Here is a 21,849-nt window from a genome sequence, read left to right as displayed (position 1 = left end):
AAACTAAATGCAGGGACACAACATGAGAAATCAGAAAATCAATATATCTTATCTAATAGGTAATTTGAACAAAGAGCATGGGGGCGCACAACAACTTCTCTTCGACATCTGCCGTCATCTGCCGTCTTCAGAATTCGATACGACGATCTACTATATGTTCGGTGAGGGGACTTATACGGACGAATTTGAGCGACACGATGCGTCCGTGGTCAACATTGGGGCATCATCGAATTATGACTTAGCCGCTTTCGTGAGACTCGTTCGTCATTTACGTACCTCCGACCACGACGTACTACAGACAAATTCTCCGATATCTGGAGTATGGGGGCGAATAGCTGGCCGTCTCAGTGGTATGTCCCGCGTAGTAAGCATCGAGCATAGCGTGCATACCAGCTACCCGCTATCAAACCGCATTGCTAATGGCATCACACTCCCCCTTTCAACTGCTATCGTCGGCGTGAGTGATGCGGTTGTTAATTCTCTCCGGCCCTGGGAACGACGACTTCTCACGGACGAGACGAAAATTCGGACAATCCAGAATGGAGTTGATGTGAAGGCTATCGAGCAGGAATTCTCGAAAACAGACGACGTCCTCTCCAATCTACAGATTTCGAGGGAACAACCTGTAATCGGGACTGTTGGACGGTTCACCGAAGCCAAAGGGTACAAATACCTGATCCGTGCGTTTCCCGAAATCAAACAGCATCGGCCTGATGCACAACTTCTGTTAATTGGCGGAGGGGATTTGATGACTGAATTAAAGAGCGAGGCGAAATCTACAGATTATCAAGATGATATTGTTTTTACTGGGCTGCTATCGAACGTATTCCCGTATCTCCCAGCGTTCGATGTTGCTGTATTTCCTTCACTCTGGGAAGGGCTGCCACTCGCACCTGCTGAAGCGATGGCGGCTCGTTGTCCGATAATTGGCACTGACATCCCACCGTTTAGAGAAGTTGTTAACGATGCTGGAATTCTTGTGGAACCGAAGGATGAGGCTGCACTTGCAGACGCAATTATCCAACTACTTGATGATCCGGTACGGAGACGTGAGCTTGGTTCACGAGGCTATAAGCGTGTCACCGAAAACTTCTCAATTGAGCGTACGGTCGAAGAGTACGTAGACCTCTACCGGGAACTCGTAGATGAGTAGTGTACATCGAACCCGAGAATTCCGCCAGTTCGCCCCGCTCGCCGTCCCAGTAGTCTGTACACTCGCCCTCCTCGTACTACTCCCAGTTGAAATCGCGGTTCTGTTTGTCGCCGCCCTTACTATCACCGTCGGCGTCGCCGCGTACCAATTTCGTAACTACCTCCTGACCGCGCTCTCCGGAGCGTTCTTGTTCCGGATTGCGTTCGTCGTGGTCGATTCAGTCGTCGGATTCCTCCCGACTGTACCGATCTCCACAGGCCACAATCGGCGTGCAATCGATCTCGCAACCGCGTGGTCGAACGGCCACCTCGTCGGCGTCCTCGGCGACGTTACGACGATGCGCGTCGTGATGGCGCACTTGCTCGCGCCGTTCTACGTCGTCCTCGGTCACTCGTCAGTCGCTGGCCGTATCGGCATCGCATTTTTCAGCCTCTTCGTCGGCTACCTCGTCTTCAAACTCGCGCGCCACGTCGTCGATTACCGAACGTCAGTACTCGCGGCCACCGTCGTGCTCTTCTGGCCGACTATCGTCTACCGGTCGGTCGTCATTCAGCGAGAGGTCGTCCTCGTCGTCGCGATGCTGACGTTCCTCTGGGCCGCCGCCCAGTGGCTCGACTCTGTCACACTACCGACCCTCGCAATCGCGCTTCTCGCCACCGCATTTACGTTCGCACTCCGCAAGGAGAACCTGTTCTTGATCGCGGCGATGGTCGGGTTCGTCAGTCTCGTCAAGACTCGCGATAAGCCCTACTACCTCGCGGGGCTCACACTCCTGTCCGCCCCGTTCCTCGCGTTCTTCGCCCTCAATTTCGAGACGTTCACCGGCCACGGATCCACGCTCTCCCCTGCGGCGCTCGAATCGTTCGCGTACGGCCGTGCTCATGGTGACGCCGTGTACCTGATGGGACTCCACTACGACACTTGGCTGGACGTAATCCTTTACGCACCGATGAAGGTTCTGTACTTCCTGTACACGCCCTTCCCGTGGCATATCCAGAGCGTCACAGAGCTGTTCGTCGGCATGAGTGCTCTTGCACTTCTCGTTGCGACCCTGTTCGTCCGACGGGGAATCGCGATACTCCAAGACAGGCCCTACTACCTCGGACTTCTTCTCTCCTACTTCCTGACTGGCGTCGTCACGTACTCGATCATCGAGATGAATTACGGTGCTGCCGTGCGCCGACGGATCCAGTTCATCCCGATCCTTCTCCTCCTCACCGTCGTCGGACTCTCGAACGTCGAATTCGACGTTCGGTGGCCGACACGATGACACAAGCCATTTTACTGCAGTCTAGCTAGACGACTCCACATGACCAACGTCCTCTTTCTCGTCGTCGATTCCTTACGCTACGACGCCGTCGCCGACGACGAGTTCGACACGCCGACCCTCGACGAGCTCGCCGAGGACGGAATCTCGTTCACGCGGTGTTTTGCCCAGGGTATCAGCACCGCGCCGTCGATGACTGCGATGCTCACCGGCCGCTACCCACTCGACTACGGCGGACACTGGTACCTCGAAAAAGAACAGCCGACGATGGCCGAACAGTTCCAACGGAACGGCTACACCACGGGCGCGATTCACTCGAACCCGAACGTCTCCCGACTCCGGAACTTCGATCGCGGGTTCGACACGTTCGAGGAGAACATCTTTCCCTACGATCCGGACGGGGTCGTCGAAAACGCACCCGACAAACTCCTCACGTTCGCGAACAAAGCCGCGCGAATCCTCCGACGCACTCCGTACCTACCAGCTGAGAAGGTGAACCGAAACCTCGCAGAGTGGATCACGTCGACCGACGACCCGTGGTTCCTCTGGACGCAGTACATGGACGTCCACGGTCCGTATCTCCCCGGCGGCGATTTCGGCTATCGGAACAAGTTCCGCGCCGAGCGACTCTGGCGAAAAGCGGCCGTGAACGCGCCCGACGAAATCACGCCCGCGGAACACGAGGAACTCTGGACGAACTACCGGAAGGAAGTCGAGTATCTTGATCAGGAGATCGGGGATTTTCTCGATCAACTGGATGAACGCGGCGAGCTGGAAGACACTACCGTCGTCGTCGTCGGCGACCACGGCGACGAGTTCGACGAACACGGTCTCTACGGACACAAGAACCTCCCGTACGACGAACTCACGAGGGTTCCGCTGCTGATTCGATTCCCGGATTCGGCTCCTGTCGACCAGCCGACGACCCTCGACACCATGGTTCGAACCCTGGATATCCTCCCGACACTTCTCGATCTCGCCGACGCCGACTACTCCTACGAGATGACCGAACGCCTCGAAGGCGAATCACTTCTCCCCGTCATCGACGGAGCGAGCCCGGATTACGACGCCATCGTCACTGAGAAAGAGGTTCGAGGCGAGGACTACCTGCGAATCGGGTTCCGTACCGACCGCTGGAAGTACCTCTACGACGGAAAAACCGACGAACAGTCCCTCTTCGACCTCGCTGAGGACCCTGGAGAAACGGACGACGTCGCGGACCAGCATCCGGGAACTATCGAGCGCTTCCGGAAGCGACTGAACGACCGATTCGAGAAGATCGAGGAAACTTCCGAGGATGTCGAAGTCCCGGATGTCGACGACGACGAAGGCGTTGAGGAGCGTCTTCGGGCACTCGGGTACAAGTGAGCCGTCGCTACCGCCGTTGACGCTCTCAGGACGACACGTCCCTCATCGAACGACACTCCAGCTCTCCGTCATCGGCTAACTCTCTCGCGGCCTCCAGTACGCGTTCCAGTCTCCCCAGATCCCGATCTACTGCGTGCCCGAGGTTGAACGGGTGGAGCCATATGTGGAACGCTCCACCAGTTCGCGCTGCACGCTCTAGCCCCTTCTTCGCGCGAGCAACACTACTGTCCCCGGGCGTGTACTGCCACCCACCACGCGACGGACGGAACGCCTGCGACCCAGGGATTTCGATGATACCGTCACGGTCTATTAGCTCGGCGACCCCCGGCGCTCGACGTAACGATTCGTCTACGAATCGAAGCAGTGGCTTCACCTTACTTGGAAGGCTACTTCCCTCGTACCAGCGTGCATCGACGCCGCGATAGGCTTCGATTCCGTGCTCGCGGAGCACGTCCACGTGCCCGATGTCGTTCCGCGGGAATACGAAGGTCTTCGGTTCCACGCCGTGCGCGCGTAGCGTGTCGACGCCAGCACCGATTTCTTCCTCGGCGTGCCGCCGCGAACAACCGTCTGCACCGAGCTGCATGTGTGTGGAGCCGTGCAGCCCGATCTCCTGGTCCGTCTCGCAGTCCTGTAACCGGTCGAGCAACCACGGTGCGTACCACAGGTCCTCGTCCATGCCACTCGCGCACGGCAGTTCGCCGAACCAGTCGTCGGCCCAATCGAAGTCTGGCGACGTGCGATCAGAATGGTCCCCACCACAATCTTCGAGCAAGTGGGAGACGACCGCCCAGGTCGCCGGAATCTCGTACTCGTCGAAGAGGTCGCAGAGCCGGTCGATCACTTCGGGGGTGTTTCGGTACGCCTCCTCGTAGCGCTCCACGTTCCCCTGGTCGAAGGTCCCCCACGCGAGTTCGGTGTCCAGCGAGATCGTGAACACGCCCTTGTCGCCACTCATACTACTCCATGTACCCGAGATCCTCCAGCCGATCGGTCACGTCGCGCTCGGCCGTTCGTGAATCCGTGCTGCCCACGTCCCCAACGTCGACGCGGGAGACGTCGCGGTTCGCGGGCTCGGACCCCGCCTCGAAGAGGTCACGGCGAACCTCGCCGTCCATCCGCTCCGGGACGTCCTCGCCGTGCAGGTGGAGCAGCGTCGGCGCGATGTCGAGGATGTGCATGTCCGGTAACGGCGCCGTCTCGTCGACAGTCGGTCCGTATCCGATGAACATCCCCGTGTCCTTGTTCTCGCCGTGCCACTTGCTCGGCGCGCCGAACACCTCGGCGTTCCCGATCTTCCCCTCGATGTGGACGCCAGCAGCCTGATCGAGAACCACATCCGGACCGCGATCTACGTGCGGGCCGCTGTACACGTCCTTGCCGCGCAACACCTGATCGAACACTGGGTTTCCGGCCTCGTCGGTGAGTCCTTCGAGATCGGCAATCAGTTCGTCGACGATGCGCTCGCGCTCGGCGGGATCGTCGGTGAGTACGTACACAGGGCCTTGTCCGCTGGCGACCGCCCGCGAGTTCTCCCAATCTATTACGTCGGCTTTCCCGCTCTTGTCGACAGACCCCTCTTCGTCGGGGAGGAGCATCTGTACGCGCTCCGGAAGGAGCCGTCGTGCCCACCACTCCACACCCAGTTTTGCCAGAATCGGGCGAACACGCTCCTGCGTAATGCCTGCCCTGTGGAGGTAATCGCTGATGCTCGATTCAGTCTGAAGGTAGCCGTGCTGTTCGAGCCAGGTGTTGACGCGGAACGTGGTCTCGATCCCGTTCGATCCGTGATCGGACATCACGAAGAAGTTCTCCAACTCTTCCATCTCCAGCACCTGGTCGACGCGCTCGTCGATGCGCTCCCACGCACGCTTCACGACATCCATGTCCCAGTAGAAGTGCTGGAGCACGTTCAGGTAGAACACCGTCAGGTGGACTAGCTCGTACTCCCCCTGTTTGAGTTCGTCTTCCAGTACGTCGAACCGTATGTCGATTAGGTCGTAGATCTCCGGAACACACTCGTTGTCGGGATCGTCACCGGACAGCAGCGACATCTTCTCGGGATGGACCGCATAGTCGTACCGCTCTTCGAGCTCCGGTTCTAGCGACTCGGGGTAGGTGTACCCCGCCTGTTCTGCGCCAGGGCCACCGGCAATGTGGACTCCGTCTACCTCCGAAGGTGGGTACGACGTTGGAAGGTTCACGACAGCTGTTTCTCCATCCAGAAACCGCCAGTAGTGCGTACCGTCGAAGTCTCCCGCAGTACTCCGGTTTTCGATGGTTCGCTCTTCTCTATCGACGGCTTCCCACCAGAACACACCCAGTTTCCCCGGATTCGTTCCTGTCGCGTAAGATTGCCAGTTCGGGCACGTGACTGGCGGCAGACAGCTCTGCATATCAGAGGTTACGCCGTCCTCAGCCAGATTCGAGAATGTGGGGAGCGCTCCATCGTCGATCCAGGGCTGAATCAGCTCAAAACAACCCCCGTCCAGCCCGAGTACAACCGTCGTCATTTCCTCCTTCTCACCATCCAACAGACAAAGCGTCTGTGTTCCTCGTTCGGATGAGTGGTTTTCCCGTTCAAGCCACCAGTACTGTGAATGACGGTTACTACTGCTCTAGTAGTTTCCGATACACTCCGTCCAATTCCTCCACCATCGACTCCACCGAAAACCGCTCTACATACTCCAACCCACACTCCCCCATACGCTCCCGAAGCTCCGAATCCCCCACCAACTCCCCCATCCGCGCTGCCAACGCCGCCGCATCCCCAGTCGAAACCAGATACCCGTTCTCCTCATCCTCCACTTGCTCCGGAATCCCCGCAATATCGGTCGCCACCACGGGCAGCCCACTCGCCATCGCCTCCGTGATCACTCGCGGCGTCCCCTCGCGGAACGACGGCAACACGAGCACGTCACTCGCCGCAAGGATCCGCGGTACGTCGTCCCGGAAGCCTGTCAAGAACACCTGCTCGGACAGCCCGCGCGCCTCGATCGACGCCTCGAGCGAGTCGTACAGCGGGCCGTCGCCGACGATACAGACTGACCCCTCCCAGTCGTCCATCGACGTCACCGCATCCAACAACACGCCGTGACCCTTCCCGTCGGCGAGCCGCCCGACCATCACCAGGCGCGGACGCTCCCCCGGGAGGTCCATCGCGGGCTCGGCATCCGCGAACGCGTCCAGGTCCACGCCGCTGTAGACGGTCGTGTACTGTTCCGGCTGTCCAATCCCCAGCTCCAGGTACTCCTCGGCGATCACGTCGGCGTTCGCGACGATACGGTCTGTGTACCGGGCCGCCTGCCGCTCACACGCGAGCACGAATCGATTCAGTACGTCGTTCCGGTCGTCGGCGAATGGCACTCCATGAACCGTGTGGACCACGTGTGGCACACCCGCCAGCGCCGCCGCAAAACGGCCGATGATACCCGCTTCCGTGCTGTGCGTGTGTACGATGTCGAAGTCCTCTCGGCGGAGGTACCACGCCAGCGAAAGCACTGCTGGGACCGTCGTCACAGGATTGTAGTGGCGGATCAGCGGGAAGTGTTGGGTCGCGATGCCCTCGTGTTCCAGCAGGTCGACCTGTTCTTGGTCGTACTCGGCACCGTAGCCGAGGGTGAACTCGTACTCGTCGTCGAGGCCGCGGACGGTCGCCAGCGTCTTGGCTTCGGCACCGCCCTTGAGCAATCGCGTGATCAGATGGAAGACGCGCGGGCGTTCACCGGTCATCGACTGTCACACGTTCGGCGACACGTCTCGGTGACTTAAGGCTCGTTTTCCACGTCGGTCCAGGATTCGCCACACTGGTAGCGACACCCTAAAACGGCTGAGACGTATCCCTCAATCTACATGGATACCGACGGAACACGCGTCGGCGTCGTCGGCCTCGGATACGTCGGCCTGCCACTGGCGCTTGCGATGCACGACGCGGGTTACGACGTCGTCGGCGTCGACATCGACGACCGAAAGGTCGAACGCCTCCGCGGCGGCGACTCCACGGTCAACGACGTCACCAACGAGGAAGTCACTACCGCCGTTCAGGAGGGACTCACGTTCACGACCGACTACGACCAGCTCGCGAACGCGGATGGGGTCTCGATCTGTGTGCCGACACCACTCCGAAAGACCGACACACCGGATCTCTCCTACGTCTTAGACGCCGCCGAACGTCTTGCCCCGGTTGTCAATGATGGTTGTACGGTCGTCCTTGAGAGCACCGTCTATCCTGGCGCAACCGAAGACGCCGTCAGCGACATCCTGGCAGAGAACGGCACAACGGTGGGAGAAGACATGTATCTCGCATTCTCTCCGGAGCGCATCGATCCCGGCAACGAGGAGTACGGACCGACAGATATCCCGAAGGTTCTCGGTGGCGTCACCGAGGAGTGCGGCGACCGTGCGGAAGCGTTGTACGAACCCGTCTTCGATGAGGTCGTTCGCGTCGACTCCGCAACGGAAGCAGAGCTGGTCAAGCTCCTCGAGAACACGTTCCGTGCGGTTAATATCGGGCTCATCAATGAACTCGCCCAGATTGCCCACGAGCTCGATGTCGATATCTGGAACGCCATCAAAGCTGCAGAGACGAAGCCGTTCGGCTTCATGCCCTTCTACCCGGGTCCCGGCCTTGGCGGCCACTGTATACCCATCGACCCGTTCTATCTCTCTTGGAAAGCCAATGAACAGGGGGTCGATACGCGCTTCATCGACCTCGCGGACACGGTCAATCGCGAGATGCCCACCCACGTCGTCCAGCGCGTCGTCGAACAACTCAACGACCACGGCACGGCACTCTCGAACGCCGACGTGCTCGTCATTGGCACCGCATACAAGCCGGACGTCTCGGATACGCGCGAATCTCCTGCAATCGACATTCTCACGCAACTCGAGGAGTGGAACGCGAACGTCAGCTACCACGATCCATACGTTCCCGAGCTCGATATCGGCACAACCACGTACGAGTCGGCCCCGCTGACAGACGAGAGCCTCACCGCCGCAGACTGTGTCATCCTCGTCACTGATCACTCCTCACTGGACGTTGACCGGCTCGCTAACGAGGCAACGCTCCTGTTCGACACTCGAAACGCGACGGGCCACCGCGACGACGACCATATTGTTCGACTATAGCTGTCGCGTTCCGATATACTAACCCCACCTCGTGGGAATTACGACGTATGCCGACTGCACTCGTCACTGGTGTCGCTGGGTTCATCGGGTCAAACCTCGCTGATTCCCTGCTCGACCGCGGCTACGACGTTCGCGGCGTCGACAATTTCACCACGGGGCGCAAACAGAACCTCGAGGACCTCTACCCGAAAGACGACTTCGTGTTCCACGAGGCGGACATCCGCGATACAGACGCGATGACTGATGTCACCGATGGTGCTGATCACGTTTTCCACCAGGCCGCAGTTCCCTCAGTCCCGCGGAGCGTTGACGACCCCGTTACAACGACGGATGCGAACTGCAGCGGCACGGCTACCGTCATCGACGCCGCCCGCAAAGCCGGCGTCGATACCGTCGTCGTCGCATCGTCCTCGTCGGTCTACGGCTCCACAGAACAACTCCCAAAAGTCGAGTCGATGACCGAACAACCCGAATCGCCGTACGCACTCTCGAAGTACTACACGGAGAAACTCACCCTCCAAGCCAGCGACCTCTACGACATCGACACCGCCGCACTCCGGTATTTCAACATCTTCGGTCCGCGCCAGGATCCCAACGGCGAGTACGCGGCAGTCATTCCGAAGTTCATTGATCTACTGATATCCGGCGAGCAACCCGTCATCTACGGCGACGGCGAACAGTCTCGCGACTTCACGTACATCGACAACGCGGTCGAGGCGAACATCCTCGCAGCGGAAGGCGACGTAACCGGCGAGGCGTTCAACGTCGGGTGTGGCGGCCGCGTTACGATCAACGAACTGGTTAATGTGCTCAACGAGCAGCTCGGGACCGACATTGACCCAATACACGACGACCCGCGTCCGGGAGACGTTCGCCACTCGCACGCAGACATCTCGAAGGCACAGGATCTGTTAGGATATGACGCAGACGTAGACTTTGTAGAGGGACTCGAAACGACCATCGAGTACTATCGGTGAGCCACCTCGGGGTCGAGTCCTGCGTCACTCGCGTTCTTGAGTTGTAGAACAGAGGACAGCGACACCACTGTGTGTACGAACGTCGGGATTCACGGTGGTCAGATACCGATGAGACTGTGAACAGTTCCGACTTGAGGCACCATACCTCCAGTGAACACTCTCGTCACACACATCGCTCAGGCAGCGCCAATACGGGGTGCATCGTCCACATGTCCCAGGGAGAGAGTGAACACGCCGAGTCTCGGGAGGAACACCACCATAACGAGCGCCAGCGGTTAGTTCGGGCTGAAAAACACAATCGCGATCTCGCCCACGGTCCCGACCAACTGGAGCGCCGACGAGACGGTTGTCCCGAGGAACATCCGGAGGTTGCGTACCGTCGTTGAGGATAACAAGTACCTGCCCGATCTATTTGTCGTCGAAGAACGCCATGTTGAGGCGCTGCATCGCCTCGTAGCTGTCGACGCAAATTGTGGTGTTGAAACCAGTTGGAGAACTGCGACAGCGCCGCCCCGTTGGCCTACGTGAGGACGACTGATGCCACAAGCGCCGCGACGATGATACCAACGGAAACCCACACCTCGGCGGCCTGGTCAGGAGGAACTTAGCAGGAACAATCGGCGGCCGGTGCACGACGGCATCGTTGGACGTCACGGTGAACTCAATACCGAGCAGCAGTGGGGGGCACGATTGAGAGATTTGGAACGTGCTGTCATCGTTTCAAATCACGTCCTGGAGTTCCTTCGAATACATCTCGTCGCCGTGGACGAGCCGGGAGAGATTCTCGGAGTGGATTCGGTGCTCGATGGCGGCGTGCATCGCCAGCTACTCCTTGAGATAGAGAACAATATTCCGAAAGTAGATCACAAGGGATCAGTCGCGCTCACCACGTCAGCCCTTCGTAGACCAGCCCCTCCCGACGTTCAATCACACGACGCCCATCAACGACGACCGGGTCGGCCATCGCGTCGAACTCCGAGTCAAGCGCGGCAAACTCGTCCCAGCCGGTGACGACGGCGGCGCCTTCGGCGCCAGCAAGCGCGTCCGCAGCGGAGTCGGCGTACTCCAACTCTGTAAACCGCTCAGACATGTTCTCGCCTGCCACAGGGTCGTAGGCGACGACGGTCGCGCCGCGCTCGCGGAGTGCCTCGATCACTGGGATCGCCCTAGAGTTGCGGACGTCGTCAGTTCCCGGCTTGAACGCCAAGCCCAGCACTGCGATCCGCGCCCCCTCAAGGTCCACCTCCTCTTCCAACAGTGCCACGAGCCGCTCGGGTTGGTGGTCATTCACCTCAACAGCCGCACGCAACAGCACCGGGGAGTACCCCTCGCCCTCAGCAGCGGCGATGAGCGCCTTCGTGTCCTTGGGAAAACACGATCCACCCCACCCGAGTCCACTCCGAAGGAAGCGCTCGCCGATCCGATCGTCAAGCCCGATGGCTTCAGCGACCTCGTAGGTGTCGAGGCCGAACTCTTTGCAGACGTTCCCGAGGTCGTTGATCAGACTCACCTTCGCGGCGAGGAACGCGTTGTTAGCGTATTTGATCATCATCGCAGTCGCGGGATCGGTACGGACGACGGAAGCATCGTGTTCGGCCAACAGCGGCGCGTACACGTCGTCGAGCAACTCGTCGGCCCACTCAACGTCAGTTCCGAACACGAGCTTATCGGGCTCACGGAAATCTGACACAGCCGTTCCCTCACGCAGGAACTCTGGGTTCGCCCCGAAGGCGACACGGTCCCCACCGTCACCAACAAGCGATTCGTCGAGTCCTGTCGCAAGCGCGTCGGCGACGCAGGGGAGCGACGGAGGCGCGACCGTGCTCTTGATTACGACCAAGTGCCTGTCAGTGCTACCTGCCAAGGCCTCGCCGGTCATCTCGGCGGCTGCGCTGAGGGCTCCGGTATCGATGCTCCCGTCCTCGCGGGAGGGTGTTTGAATAGCCAGAAACGTCACGTCAGCTGTCGATACGTCGTCGTAAGATGTCGTCGCTCGCAGCCGGTCGCCCGCGTGCTGAGCGACCAGCTCATCGAGTCCGGGCTCGTGAATCGGTGCGCTGCCGTTGTTGAGAGTCGCAACGATCTCTTCGTCAATGTCAATCGCGGTTACTTCGTGACCGAGGTCGGCGAGTGAGGCGGCGAGCGTCGTACCGACATAGCCGGAGCCGACGACGTTTATTCGCATTGTCGGTGAGAAGCGGTGGCACTCATATCAGCGTTCCCGTCGACGCGTCGACACTGAAGGTATTTACACTCGTGGTTAAAATGACGCCACATGCAAGCCGTCGTTCTCGCCGCTGGCGAGGGAACGCGCCTCCGACCGCTGACTGAAGATAAACCGAAAGGGATGGTCGAGGTGGACGGAGCACCGATCCTTACGCACTGTTTCGACAACCTCGTCGAACTGGGGGCGAGCGAACTCATCGTCGTAGTCGGATACATGAAAGAGCGGATCATCCAGCACTACGGCGACGAGTACGACGGTATCCCCATCACATACGCTCACCAGCGCGAGCAGAATGGGCTTGCGCACGCGCTACTGACTGTTGAAGATCACATCGATGACGACTTCATGCTCATCCTCGGCGACAACGTCTTCGAGGCGAACCTGCAAGATGTTGTCCGCCGGCAGGCCGAGGACCGTGCAGACGCCGCGTTCCTTGTTGAAGAGGTCCCCATGGAGGAAGCCTCTCGCTACGGCGTCTGTGACACGAACAAATACGGCGAGATCGTCGATGTGATCGAGAAGCCTGATGACCCGCCGTCGAACCTCGTGATGACCGGCTTCTACACATTTACGCCTGCTATCTTCCACGCGTGCCACCTAGTGCAGCCGAGCGGCCGCGGGGAGTACGAGATCAGCGACGCGATCGGCCTATTACTTGAAAGCGGGCGCACCATCGACGCGATCCCACTAGATGGGTGGCGAATGGATATCGGCTATCCCGAGGATCGTGATGAGGCTGAGCAGCGACTGAGCGACGAAACAGAGGTAGACTCGGAAGCCGAGATCTAAGCGACGGCGATATTCGGCACCCAGATGGCAAAATCAGACAACACAAAAATATAATTTAGTTTATGATACATAAAGTTTGCCATAATCAAGATCTATTCTTCTCACCGAAACCAGGAATATCGGTATGATAACCGGCCCATTTTCCTGTGAAATTTTATATTATTTTCTCAACGCGAACCGGCTCGTCGTCGGTGAAAACTCCCAGCTCAAACTCTAACGGTGATCATCATCACTCCGTCCCATGACAGCCTGAGTCTCGATCATCCGGAAGTTAAAGCCGTGTCCATCAATATTGCACCCCAGTTATCCAGTTTCTTGTCTAGTGATTTCGTCTGGTGGTGGTTGATAGGCTGTTTTTCTGGCGGTCTACGATCTCATTCGCTGATCGAGAAACGTCTTTATTGTTCCAGCTATCCGACCTGCAAATACGGTTCGTACCTGAGATACTTTTCAAAAATATTCATCAAAGAGCGTAGGTATTTCGTTTGGAACGTCCCTGCGGCCAGATTGACCTCCAACATGTACAGTACTCTGTCGAAATGTCCAAAATATTTCGAAGGATCACAGCTATGTTTCACCGGCGCCCTTGCTTCTATGACGCTCGCACCAACGGCTCGTACCACTCCCGGTTCGCCTGGTACCACTCGATGAACTCGCCCACGCCCTCCGCGATTGTTCGAGAGGGCTCGTACCCGATCAACTCTCCGGCCTTCTGCACGGATGCGTGGGTGTGCTCGGCGTCAGCCTCCCGCGCAGATTCATACACGATCTCAAGCCCTGGCGCGAGCTGGTCACGCACCGTCTCGGCCAACATTTGGATCGAGATATTGTCCGAGCTCCCGATGTTCAACACTTCGCCATCAACCGCGTCCGACTCCAACAGCGTCCGATTGGCGTCCACCACATCATCCACATAGGTGAAATCGCGCGTCTGTTGGCCGTCCCCGTAGATCACTGGCTGCTCCCCGTTTACACACCGCGAGACGAAGTTGGAGATCGCCATGTTGGGGCGCATCCGCGGGCCGTACACAGTGAAGTATCGCAGGCAGACCGTCGGTAGGCCATGTAACTCCGTGTATACCCGCGCCATGTGCTCTTGAGTGAGTTTCGTCACCCCGTAGGGGCTCACGGGCTCAGTCGGGTGGTCCTCCTCGTAGGGCAACGAGTGCGGCTTGCCGTACACCGACGAGGAACTCGCGAGGATCACCCGCTTCACGTTCGCTTCTTTCGCCGCCTCCAGAAGGTTCACAGTCCCATCAACGTTGATGTCGGTTACCTTTCGAGGATTTTTCACGCTCTCGCGCACGCCAGCCTGCGCTGCCTGGTGGACAACTACGTCCGCGTCGGCGACGATCTTCTGGACGGTCTCGACGTCCCGCACATCTCCCTCGATGAACCGGTACTCGGCGTCGGCCTCCTCAGCCACCTCGCGGTGGACCGAGAGAGTGTGACGTTTGATCCCTTCCGCGTAGAAGGGTTCGAAGTTGTCGAGGACCGTCACTTCGTGGCCGTCGGCGAGAAACGACTCGGCGAGGTGACCGCCGATAAACCCTGCCCCTCCCGTCACAAGAATTCGCATGCCTCTTCTTCCGGCGGCCGACACAAAACTCGCGCGGTTCGCAGAACGCATAGCCCGAGCTAGGACTGATACGACGGTTCCAGAGGCACCAGATCGAAACAAACCCCCCCGTAGAGTGCGGTCGATCCGCCCCCGAACTGTGCGCTCGACTCCCCGAAGAGCGGAAAGAATTTTCTCTTGAGGATCATCATTTTAGATATGTGAATAGAAGGTATTCTGCCTGAATTAATATTATGTATTTTCTATTACAATACAGCTACGGAGGCTTGAGATAGTCATATATTTGTCTATCACATTATGATGAACAGGAAATGCTTGTCTCGGTCGTTTCGCCTGACCTATCGAATAACTGCCTCGGACGGGCCTACGTACTCGCACAACTCATCGAGCGAAATCATGATGTTGAGATCGTCGGTCCTCAATTCAAAGACGAGATCTGGGAACCGATCAAAGACGAGTATGATTATCGTGGTGTTACAACGAAAACACGGATGTATCGATTTCCTTTTTCGATACCCGATCTCCTCGACCAGATCTCGGGCGATGTCGTTTACGCATCCAAACCTCGAACCACGAGCTACGGTCTTGGATTACTCGCAACGATCGGCCGTGATCGGCCACTTATTCTTGATATAGACGACTGGGAATCTGGATTCCATCACAAGAATAACAAAATAAAAACGTATCTGAAAGGAGCCCCCCTATTGATTAATTCAAATTCATATTATTATACACGGACCTTCGAAGCGATCTCTGGATTCGCGGATGCTCGTACTGTGTCGAACCGGTTTCTTCAGGACCGATTTGGAGGAACGCTTATTCCACACGCCAAAGATACCGATAAACTCGATCCATCCCGATTCGATCAGAGTCAGGTTCGGAAAGAGTTGGACTTGCCTGCTGATGACTTTCTCGTCATGTTCTCGGGGACACCACGACCCCACAAAGGAGTCGACGACCTCGCACGAGCAGTCGCCATGATCGATCGCCAAGACGTTCGAGCTGTTGTCGTCGGGGCCCACGAATCGGAATACGTCGACGAGATTCGCCGGATCGGTGGTGAATCGCTCATTATCAGGGGGATGCAACCCTTCGATGAAATCCCCAGATGGGTGGCCGCAGCGGACGTGATCTCGATCCCACAGAAGGATAGCCCCGCGACATGGGGTCAGCTTCCGTCGAAGGTATTCGACGCGATGGCGATGGCCAAACCTGTGATCGCGAGCGATGTGAATGATTTGCCTGTAATCTTAGAAGACTGTGGTCGGATCACCGAGTCAGGGAACGTCGAAGAGTTACGAGAGTCCATTATCGACCTGTACCGTGATCCAAAACTCCGTGAAGAACTAGGGAAGAAGGCTAGGCAGCGATGTGTTGAAAAATACAGTTACGATGCTCTCGCCCCCATCATGAACGATGTCCTCTCTAGTGTCTATTGATTTGAGTAACGGGATCGTAGTGGCATCCACTGAGCAGAGATGGTGTAGGTGATATTACCAGCGGTAATTCAGGCGGCAGATGATATCTGAATCGTCAGGAATTATTTATATAGACAGGTTCTCGATTTGATAACTTTCTATCTCCGAATATAAGATGTGATTCAAAAGTCAAGGCCTTGTTTAGACGCTCCTGAGTACGTCGCGTAGGGTCTATTTTGGGAGAGCGAAATCGGTATGTGAGTGTCTCTCTGCGATATTGGTATTTTTGACAACGGCCGGAGAGGATAATCTACACTGTGTCTAAACAAGACAAAGTTCAGTACTTTTGGGAGATCTGGCTTTGTTGAAACTCTCTTGTAGTCTTTCGATTTGCTGTGAAGCCAGTTTCTCACTGGATCGACTAATATCGGGTTGATAACCGACTCATCTATATATCAACAATAGAAGATTTCAACAGAGTTGCTTGGAAACCGGAATCTCATCCGAACGAAAACTAGGCTTTCGACGGTGTGAGCGATTGAGCGCATCTCGCGTGATTTTTACCTGCAGGTGTACACATGCGGGTATGTCCTTGGACTCCGCTGACCCTAATATCGTCGTATATACCGCCATCTTCGCAGATTACGACGTACTCATCGATCCGGTAGTGGCCGAGTCCAGCGTCGATTACGTTTGTTTTACCGACGATGAAACGCTCACATCCGATGTCTGGGAAATCAGAAACGTGACACCGATGACTGATTCGGCGCTCTCCAATCGCCGCATCAAGATCCTCGCTCACGAATACCTGGAGGAATACGATATCAGCGTCTACATCGACGGAAACATCCAGATATTGGAGCGAGTCGAACCCCTCGTCGAGGATTATCTATCGACCGCGGACTTCGCGCTGTACAAGCATCCGAAGCGAACCAGTGTCTTCGAGGAGGCGAAAGCATGTATAGAAAAAAACAAAGCGGAAGAAGGTCCCGTCCGCGAACAGTTGAAATACTATCGCGACGCCGGATTCCCCGATGATCGCGATCTCTCCGAGAATCGCATTCTCTTCCGTCACCATCAAGAACCCGAGATCAAGGAGTTAATGTGGTCCTGGTGGCGTGAAGTTTCAGAGCGTGCGAGTCGGGACCAACTGAGTCTAATGTTCGTGTTGTGGAAGCATGACCTCGAACACAATCAGATCCCTCATTCGGTGCGAGACTCCCCTCAGTTCGCCATCCACCCGCATCGTCCCGACGGGAAACTCGGATTAATCTGGCCGTACTGGATGTCGGTAAGAACAGATCCCGATCCTGGGCTCTTGAAGAAAGCTGTATTTCATTTCGGGAGGGCTCTCTCTGTTTTGAAAAGGGAGGGATTCCTGGCGTTGCTATCGAAATCAGCCTCGTTGCTCGTGAGAACTCTCGCTACTCGTGTGAAAGAAATAGGAGATCAGCTGGGAATCCTCGGACCCGACCAGATCTACTCCGATGAATACTATGCGAAGCGAAGACAAGATCCATTTCGAAGTGAATCACATGAGATTGCAGATGCGCTGGTGGAACAGTTCCAACCCGGTAGCGTCATCGACTTCGGATGTGCGATCGGCACGTACCTCGAACGGTTCGAGGAACTCGGTGTGGCGATCCATGGCGTCGAAGGAAATTCCGCGGCCTTCCGTCACGCCGTGGTCCCGAACGATCGTCTAGAACAACACGACCTTCGTCAACCGTACGAACCGGACGACTACTACGATCTTGTATTGAGCGTCGAGGTCGCGGAGCACATCCCTGAGAGATACGCCCGAACCTTCGTGAACACGCTGGCCAAATCCGGTGATGTCGTCGTATTAACTGCTGCTCCTCCCGGACAGGGCGGTACACATCACGTTAACGAGAAACCGCCGGAATACTGGACACGACTCTTCAATGATCACGGAATGGAGTACGACCGTCAAACTACGGACGAACTGAAAGAAGAGATCGTTGTCGACTCCCTGTACCACGTTCCAAAGAACATAATGGTCTTTAAAAAGACGGATCGGTGATTCGCTTACCGTATGGATCTTCTACGATCGCTGGTTCCAGCACATGAAGACGGGGACGGGCTCACCAGTAAAGTCCTCAGCGGGGGGGCTTGGGTTAGCTCTCTAAACGTCCTCAACCGACTTCTAGAGACGTTCAAGCTGATCGTCCTCGCCCGGCTTCTTTCACCCTCGGATTTCGGTCTGATGGGTATCGCACTTCTCGCGTTGGCGGCACTGGAACAACTCTCTCAACTCGGCGTTGACCAAGCACTGATCCAAGAGGAGAAGGACGACATCGACCAATACCTCTCGACTGCTTGGAGCCTGAAGATAGTTCGTGCTGTTCTGATCATTTCCGTCCTGTATGTGGCATCATCCGCTATTTCGAACATCTTAGGAGAACCGCAGGCAGGACCCATTCTCCAGGTAATCGGGATCACGTATCTGTTTCGAGCGTTCATGAATCCAGCCACAGTTTACTTCGAGAAAAACTTGGATTTCCATAAGTTCTTCTCGCTCAGGTTCTCTTCGGTTTTCGTCGATGTGATCGTCGCCATCGCATTCGGCTTCGTTTTTCAGAACGTCTGGGCGTTAGTGGCTGGAATACTCGCCAGACATCTCACACAGCTCATCGTATCGTACCGCATCGATCCGTTTCGGCCATCTCTCGAATTGGATACTGAGAAAGCAAAGGAGCTATTCGGATTCGGAAAGTGGATCTGGGCGTCCGGAATAACAACGTTTGTCTCGACACAGGGCGACGACGGATTCGTCGTCTGGCTGCTCGGTGCGGACGCCCTCGGTTTCTACCAGATGGCGTTCCGCCTCTCAAACGCGCCCGCTACAGAGGTCTCGAAAGTTATTTCGAAAGTCGCGTTTCCGACCTATTCCGCCCTCCAGAACCAGAAACAACGACTCAGGAGAACGTACCTTAATACGCTCGAGATCACATTTTATCTTACCGTACCGATGGCTGTCGGCATACTGGTTGTCGCCCCCGAATTCACCGTCGTTGTACTAGGCGAGGAATGGATACCGATCGTTCCGGCACTACAGGTGATGGCCGTGGCTGGTTTCGTCCGCGGAATTGCGACTACCGGTGGAGCGATCTTTAGGGGCACGGGGGCTCCTGAGTGGGACTTCAGAATGAACTTGCTTCGAGCGATAACGATCCTCTTGACGATCTGGCCTCTCACGAACTACATGGGGATAACGGGTGCGGCAATCAGTATCACACTCGGTATCGGAATAACCATCCCCGTCTGGCTCGTCGTGAGCCGGCGTATCATCTCAGCTCGTTACAGCCAGTACGCTACTAGAGCCGTGATTCCATGTATCAGTTCTGGCCTAATGGCGATCGCTGTTCAAGCCACACTCTCTGAGGACATCGTTGGATTACTAGCAGGAATTTTGACCGGAGTTCTTTGCTATTTCCTCTTCAGTACGTTACTATATCGATATATCCGCCCCCATCCGATATCCGTACTTAAAGACTTCACAGGATCACCCGAATCATAAACGGACGACAGTGACCCATCCCCACTTCTTCCAGTACCCAAACTGCCTCGTCGATGAATCGACCTCGCTTGCAGAATCAACACTTATACATCGTTACTGCGAGCCGACACACATGATAGATGGAGTCGCAATCAGAGACCTCCAAGTGAACGCTGACGAACGAGGTCATCTCGTCGAGGTCTTCCGCGAAGACTGGGGGGAGTATGAAATCGACCCGGAGATGTCCTATTATTCGATGACTTATCCTGGCGTCGTCAGAGCCTGGCACCGACATCTCGAAGGGCAGATCGACCACTTCGTCTGCCCAAAGGGTCGGATCACGGTCGGCATCTACGACGAACGAGATGACTCCCCTACAGAAGGAGAACTCAACACGTTTGTCATCGGTGAGCACAACCAGCAATTAATCCGCATTCCTGGGGACTGCTGGCACGGGTTCAAGGTCATCGGCGACGAGCCCGCGTTCCTCATCAACTATCCGACAAAGCTCTACGACTATGAGGAACCCGATGAGGAGCGAATCCCGTACGACGACGACCGGATCCCTTACGATTGGAACGCGGAAGTCCACGGGTAACCAACCGCCGTCAGCGGTCGTATTATCTTTAGTATCGATTCCGCCAGACGGCGAAGGCTTGGAGTCACGATTCTGCCGTCGGTGGCTCCACTATACTAATCGTATTTGGAAAGGGAGAATTTCTGCGTTTTACCACACAATAGACACGCTCGACAGCGTTTCGATTTCTGTGGCGAGTAATCTGAAATCGGAGCCCATGTCGCTCTAGCGCGGCTTTGAGATAGTGTGCTTCATCGACGAGGAAGGTCTCTTGCTTGACCTGCTGTTTCTCGCGGAGTTCACGGAGAAACAGCACGGCGAGCTGCATGGTTCTAGTCTGAAAAGCTGAAATGGAGGAATTCGTTGGTCTCCGGATCAACGGCGGCGTACAGTCGATGGCGTTCATTATTGCTCCGGATCACTGCCTCGTCGACCGCGAATCTGATTCGGATCGCGGTCGTCGTTTGAATCGAGACTCTACAGACGGTGCGACGCCCTATGAGTGCGACCGCAATTGGGGGAACCACCATTCATTCAAAAGCAAGCAGGATCGGACGCGATTATCGTGTTCGGGCTGCTCCGAAAGAGCGGACAATGCTGTGCGGCGAGCAGTACCATATCCCGTGCTGGTAGGGGTGCAAGTTGGCAGAGGCGATCGCGCTCTTGCTCGACGACAATCCGGAGTCCAAGAGATACGGGGCATCGCTCCAGCTCTCGTATGAGAACAAGGACGTCGAACTCACGGAGCCGTCGATCCGCCCGCCGAGCAAGACGGTTGACGATCAGGCTACTGGAAGCGATTCAATTCAGAGACGGGCGCGATCAGCGGCATGAAACTCGATACGTGTTGCGAGCTGAAGGATTGGCCTGCCGAGGATATGTTCGAGATCGTCGAGACGCCTATCGTGATCAAAGAGCCCCTCCCGGGTAATACGGATGGCCCCCTGGAAATCGCGAAGGCGCTGAAGCACGATCCGGACAACATCGGGGACCGCGCGATCATGTCGGTCGACTTTCAGTATCTTCGACGACCAGAAGTCGACATTGGCGAGGTGGTGTCGTTCGGCAGCATCAGTAATTGCGCCGATACCACCACCGATACCGTCGATGTTGTGCTCAGTTCGCTGTAATTACGCTTGGGCAAGCCCCTCAATCACTCGTTGCCAATTCTGTTCGATCCATTAGCAGAACCCGTCAATGTCTCGCACGCCGGTTCTGGACTAGCAATTCTACTTATATCCTAATGCTTCTAAGAACTCATCTCTATCAGCATCTGCAGTTTCGTTCCTGTACTCCTGATCAACAGTATACGATCCGTGACCATCTGCTGATGTTACAGCCCAAGGCACCCTTTTGACAGCTGGTACTGGCACATACGCGGGATGGCCGTAGACGCCCCACTCACCAACTGCGTTGCCATGATCCGCTGTAACGGCGACTTTCCCTTTCACGTTATCAAGCAGCACTTCTACGGCGTCAAGGACGGTAGTGTTCAGATAAGCTGATTCCATGCGAAGCTGAACGATCTGAGCCAGTCGTCGGCGGTTTCTGCTTCGGCGTTGCTGAAACAGTTTGAGAAACAGATAGTTCGACGTTTTATCTCTCTGAAGACACGTTCAACAGCGTTCCGATTTCCATGTTTCTCGTATCTGAAATCGAAGCCGTGGCGTTGACACGCGTCTTGTAACGAGTGCGATCCATCGACGAGAAACACGGCGTCGGAGACGTCGTGTTTCTCGGAGAGTTCCGTCAGAAACGAATGAGCGAGGACCTTTGTGGTGGTCGGTTCAAGCTTTGTATGGAGCAATTCGTTTGTCTCAGGATCGACGGCGGCATACAGCCAATAT

18 protein-coding genes and 1 pseudogene are annotated in these 21,849 nt (G+C 56.5%); 12 read left to right on the top strand and 7 right to left on the bottom strand.

Annotated features, from left to right (window positions below; translation table 11 throughout):
• Positions 1-7 precede the first annotated feature (7 nt).
• The 3 genes from BUE16_RS00085 to BUE16_RS00075 are packed head-to-tail and all read left to right on the top strand — an operon-like array spanning position 8 to position 3,788.
• A complete protein-coding gene (locus BUE16_RS00085) occupies positions 8-1,153 on the top strand; it encodes a glycosyltransferase (RefSeq protein WP_079991411.1) in 1,146 nt (381 codons plus the stop codon).
• On the top strand, positions 1,146-2,423 hold the full coding sequence (locus BUE16_RS00080; RefSeq protein WP_143165322.1) for a hypothetical protein: 1,278 nt from the start codon (positions 1,146-1,148) through the stop codon (positions 2,421-2,423). Before BUE16_RS00085 ends, BUE16_RS00080 begins: the two co-directional genes overlap by 8 nt.
• Positions 2,424-2,462: 39 nt before the next feature.
• Positions 2,463-3,788, top strand: coding sequence for a sulfatase family protein (locus BUE16_RS00075; RefSeq protein ID WP_073306296.1), 1,326 nt, complete (start codon positions 2,463-2,465; stop codon positions 3,786-3,788).
• 25 nt (positions 3,789-3,813) lie between these two features.
• Here BUE16_RS00075 and BUE16_RS00070 read toward each other — a convergent pair whose 3' ends face one another.
• The 3 genes from BUE16_RS00070 to BUE16_RS00060 form a co-directional block, all read right to left on the bottom strand.
• On the bottom strand, positions 3,814-4,746 hold the full coding sequence (locus tag BUE16_RS00070; RefSeq protein ID WP_073306294.1) for a DUF2334 domain-containing protein: 933 nt from the start codon (positions 4,744-4,746) through the stop codon (positions 3,814-3,816).
• A gap of 1 nt (position 4,747) precedes the next feature.
• Positions 4,748-6,322, bottom strand: coding sequence for an alkaline phosphatase family protein (locus tag BUE16_RS00065; RefSeq protein WP_143165321.1), 1,575 nt, complete (start codon positions 6,320-6,322; stop codon positions 4,748-4,750).
• Between the two features lie 76 nt (positions 6,323-6,398).
• Positions 6,399-7,520, bottom strand: coding sequence for a glycosyltransferase family 4 protein (locus BUE16_RS00060; protein ID WP_073306290.1), 1,122 nt, complete (start codon positions 7,518-7,520; stop codon positions 6,399-6,401).
• A 120-nt stretch (positions 7,521-7,640) separates the two neighbouring features.
• Here BUE16_RS00060 and BUE16_RS00055 point away from each other — a divergent pair, with 120 nt between their 5' ends.
• Entirely contained in the window at positions 7,641-8,915 is a 1,275-nt protein-coding gene (locus BUE16_RS00055; protein WP_073306288.1) for a nucleotide sugar dehydrogenase, read from the top strand.
• A gap of 47 nt (positions 8,916-8,962) precedes the next feature.
• Positions 8,963-9,892, top strand: coding sequence for an NAD-dependent epimerase/dehydratase family protein (locus BUE16_RS00050; protein ID WP_073306286.1), 930 nt, complete (start codon positions 8,963-8,965; stop codon positions 9,890-9,892).
• 883 nt (positions 9,893-10,775) lie between these two features.
• On the opposite strand, the gene aglM is transcribed toward BUE16_RS00050, so the two are convergent.
• Positions 10,776-12,077, bottom strand: coding sequence for a UDP-glucose 6-dehydrogenase AglM (gene aglM / locus BUE16_RS00045; RefSeq protein ID WP_073306284.1), 1,302 nt, complete (start codon positions 12,075-12,077; stop codon positions 10,776-10,778).
• 90 nt (positions 12,078-12,167) lie between these two features.
• Between aglM and aglF the strand changes: the two genes are divergently transcribed.
• Positions 12,168-12,908: a UTP--glucose-1-phosphate uridylyltransferase AglF gene (aglF, locus tag BUE16_RS00040; RefSeq protein ID WP_073306281.1), complete on the top strand. Its 741-nt coding sequence runs from the start codon at positions 12,168-12,170 to the stop codon at positions 12,906-12,908.
• Positions 12,909-13,500: 592 nt separating this feature from the next.
• Here aglF and BUE16_RS00035 read toward each other — a convergent pair.
• Positions 13,501-14,487, bottom strand: coding sequence for an SDR family oxidoreductase (locus BUE16_RS00035; protein ID WP_073306279.1), 987 nt, complete (start codon positions 14,485-14,487; stop codon positions 13,501-13,503).
• Positions 14,488-14,798: 311 nt separating this feature from the next.
• Here BUE16_RS00035 and BUE16_RS00030 point away from each other — a divergent pair, with 311 nt between their 5' ends.
• The 6 genes from BUE16_RS00030 to BUE16_RS00010 all read left to right on the top strand — a co-directional run bounded on the left by BUE16_RS00030 (position 14,799) and on the right by BUE16_RS00010 (position 21,132).
• Positions 14,799-15,926 (top strand): glycosyltransferase family 4 protein, encoded by a 1,128-nt coding sequence (locus BUE16_RS00030; RefSeq protein WP_073306277.1) that lies wholly within the window; start codon positions 14,799-14,801, stop codon positions 15,924-15,926.
• 565 nt (positions 15,927-16,491) lie between these two features.
• Positions 16,492-17,949: a glycosyltransferase domain-containing protein gene (locus BUE16_RS00025; RefSeq protein WP_073306274.1), complete on the top strand. Its 1,458-nt coding sequence runs from the start codon at positions 16,492-16,494 to the stop codon at positions 17,947-17,949.
• 12 nt (positions 17,950-17,961) lie between these two features.
• Complete coding sequence (locus BUE16_RS00020) at positions 17,962-19,446, top strand: lipopolysaccharide biosynthesis protein (RefSeq protein WP_073306272.1); 1,485 nt, start codon at positions 17,962-17,964, stop codon at positions 19,444-19,446.
• 112 nt (positions 19,447-19,558) lie between these two features.
• Positions 19,559-20,023 carry a dTDP-4-dehydrorhamnose 3,5-epimerase family protein gene (locus BUE16_RS00015; protein ID WP_073306270.1) on the top strand — a complete coding sequence of 155 codons (465 nt, stop codon included), beginning with the start codon at positions 19,559-19,561 and terminating at the stop codon, positions 20,021-20,023.
• 621 nt (positions 20,024-20,644) lie between these two features.
• On the top strand, positions 20,645-20,836 hold the full coding sequence (locus BUE16_RS16520; RefSeq protein ID WP_159435683.1) for a hypothetical protein: 192 nt from the start codon (positions 20,645-20,647) through the stop codon (positions 20,834-20,836).
• A complete protein-coding gene (locus tag BUE16_RS00010) occupies positions 20,833-21,132 on the top strand; it encodes a hypothetical protein (protein WP_073306268.1) in 300 nt (99 codons plus the stop codon). The genes BUE16_RS16520 and BUE16_RS00010 overlap by 4 nt, the downstream gene beginning before the upstream one ends.
• 99 nt (positions 21,133-21,231) lie before the next feature.
• Here the strand turns inward: BUE16_RS00010 and BUE16_RS16125 are convergent, their stop codons facing one another.
• Both BUE16_RS16125 and BUE16_RS00005 read right to left on the bottom strand, forming a co-directional pair.
• Positions 21,232-21,513 carry an alkaline phosphatase family protein gene (locus BUE16_RS16125; protein WP_143165319.1) on the bottom strand — a complete coding sequence of 94 codons (282 nt, stop codon included), beginning with the start codon at positions 21,511-21,513 and terminating at the stop codon, positions 21,232-21,234.
• Positions 21,495-21,849: pseudogene (locus BUE16_RS00005) on the bottom strand (DDE-type integrase/transposase/recombinase); the annotation flags it as partial. The gene BUE16_RS16125 and the pseudogene BUE16_RS00005, both read right to left, overlap by 19 nt.

The organism is Halobaculum gomorrense (assembly GCF_900129775.1).
GTDB classification, from domain to species: Archaea; Halobacteriota; Halobacteria; order Halobacteriales; family Haloferacaceae; genus Halobaculum; species Halobaculum gomorrense.
This window is presented reverse-complemented; position numbering and strand designations above follow the sequence as displayed.

Coding starts and splice junctions, on each gene's coding strand:
- BUE16_RS00060 (WP_073306290.1), bottom strand. CDS start 7,520: ATGACCGGTGAACGCCCGCGCGTCTTCCATCTGATCACGCGATTGCTC.
- BUE16_RS00030 (WP_073306277.1), top strand. CDS start 14,799: ATGCTTGTCTCGGTCGTTTCGCCTGACCTATCGAATAACTGCCTCGGA.
- BUE16_RS00055 (WP_073306288.1), top strand. CDS start 7,641: ATGGATACCGACGGAACACGCGTCGGCGTCGTCGGCCTCGGATACGTC.
- BUE16_RS00020 (WP_073306272.1), top strand. CDS start 17,962: ATGGATCTTCTACGATCGCTGGTTCCAGCACATGAAGACGGGGACGGG.
- BUE16_RS16125 (WP_143165319.1), bottom strand. CDS start 21,513: ATGGAATCAGCTTATCTGAACACTACCGTCCTTGACGCCGTAGAAGTG.
- BUE16_RS00050 (WP_073306286.1), top strand. CDS start 8,963: ATGCCGACTGCACTCGTCACTGGTGTCGCTGGGTTCATCGGGTCAAAC.
- aglF (WP_073306281.1), top strand. CDS start 12,168: ATGCAAGCCGTCGTTCTCGCCGCTGGCGAGGGAACGCGCCTCCGACCG.
- BUE16_RS00070 (WP_073306294.1), bottom strand. CDS start 4,746: ATGAGTGGCGACAAGGGCGTGTTCACGATCTCGCTGGACACCGAACTC.
- BUE16_RS00015 (WP_073306270.1), top strand. CDS start 19,559: ATGATAGATGGAGTCGCAATCAGAGACCTCCAAGTGAACGCTGACGAA.
- BUE16_RS00035 (WP_073306279.1), bottom strand. CDS start 14,487: ATGCGAATTCTTGTGACGGGAGGGGCAGGGTTTATCGGCGGTCACCTC.
- aglM (WP_073306284.1), bottom strand. CDS start 12,077: ATGCGAATAAACGTCGTCGGCTCCGGCTATGTCGGTACGACGCTCGCC.
- BUE16_RS00025 (WP_073306274.1), top strand. CDS start 16,492: ATGTCCTTGGACTCCGCTGACCCTAATATCGTCGTATATACCGCCATC.
- BUE16_RS00075 (WP_073306296.1), top strand. CDS start 2,463: ATGACCAACGTCCTCTTTCTCGTCGTCGATTCCTTACGCTACGACGCC.
- BUE16_RS00010 (WP_073306268.1), top strand. CDS start 20,833: ATGAAACTCGATACGTGTTGCGAGCTGAAGGATTGGCCTGCCGAGGAT.
- BUE16_RS00085 (WP_079991411.1), top strand. CDS start 8: ATGCAGGGACACAACATGAGAAATCAGAAAATCAATATATCTTATCTA.
- BUE16_RS00080 (WP_143165322.1), top strand. CDS start 1,146: ATGAGTAGTGTACATCGAACCCGAGAATTCCGCCAGTTCGCCCCGCTC.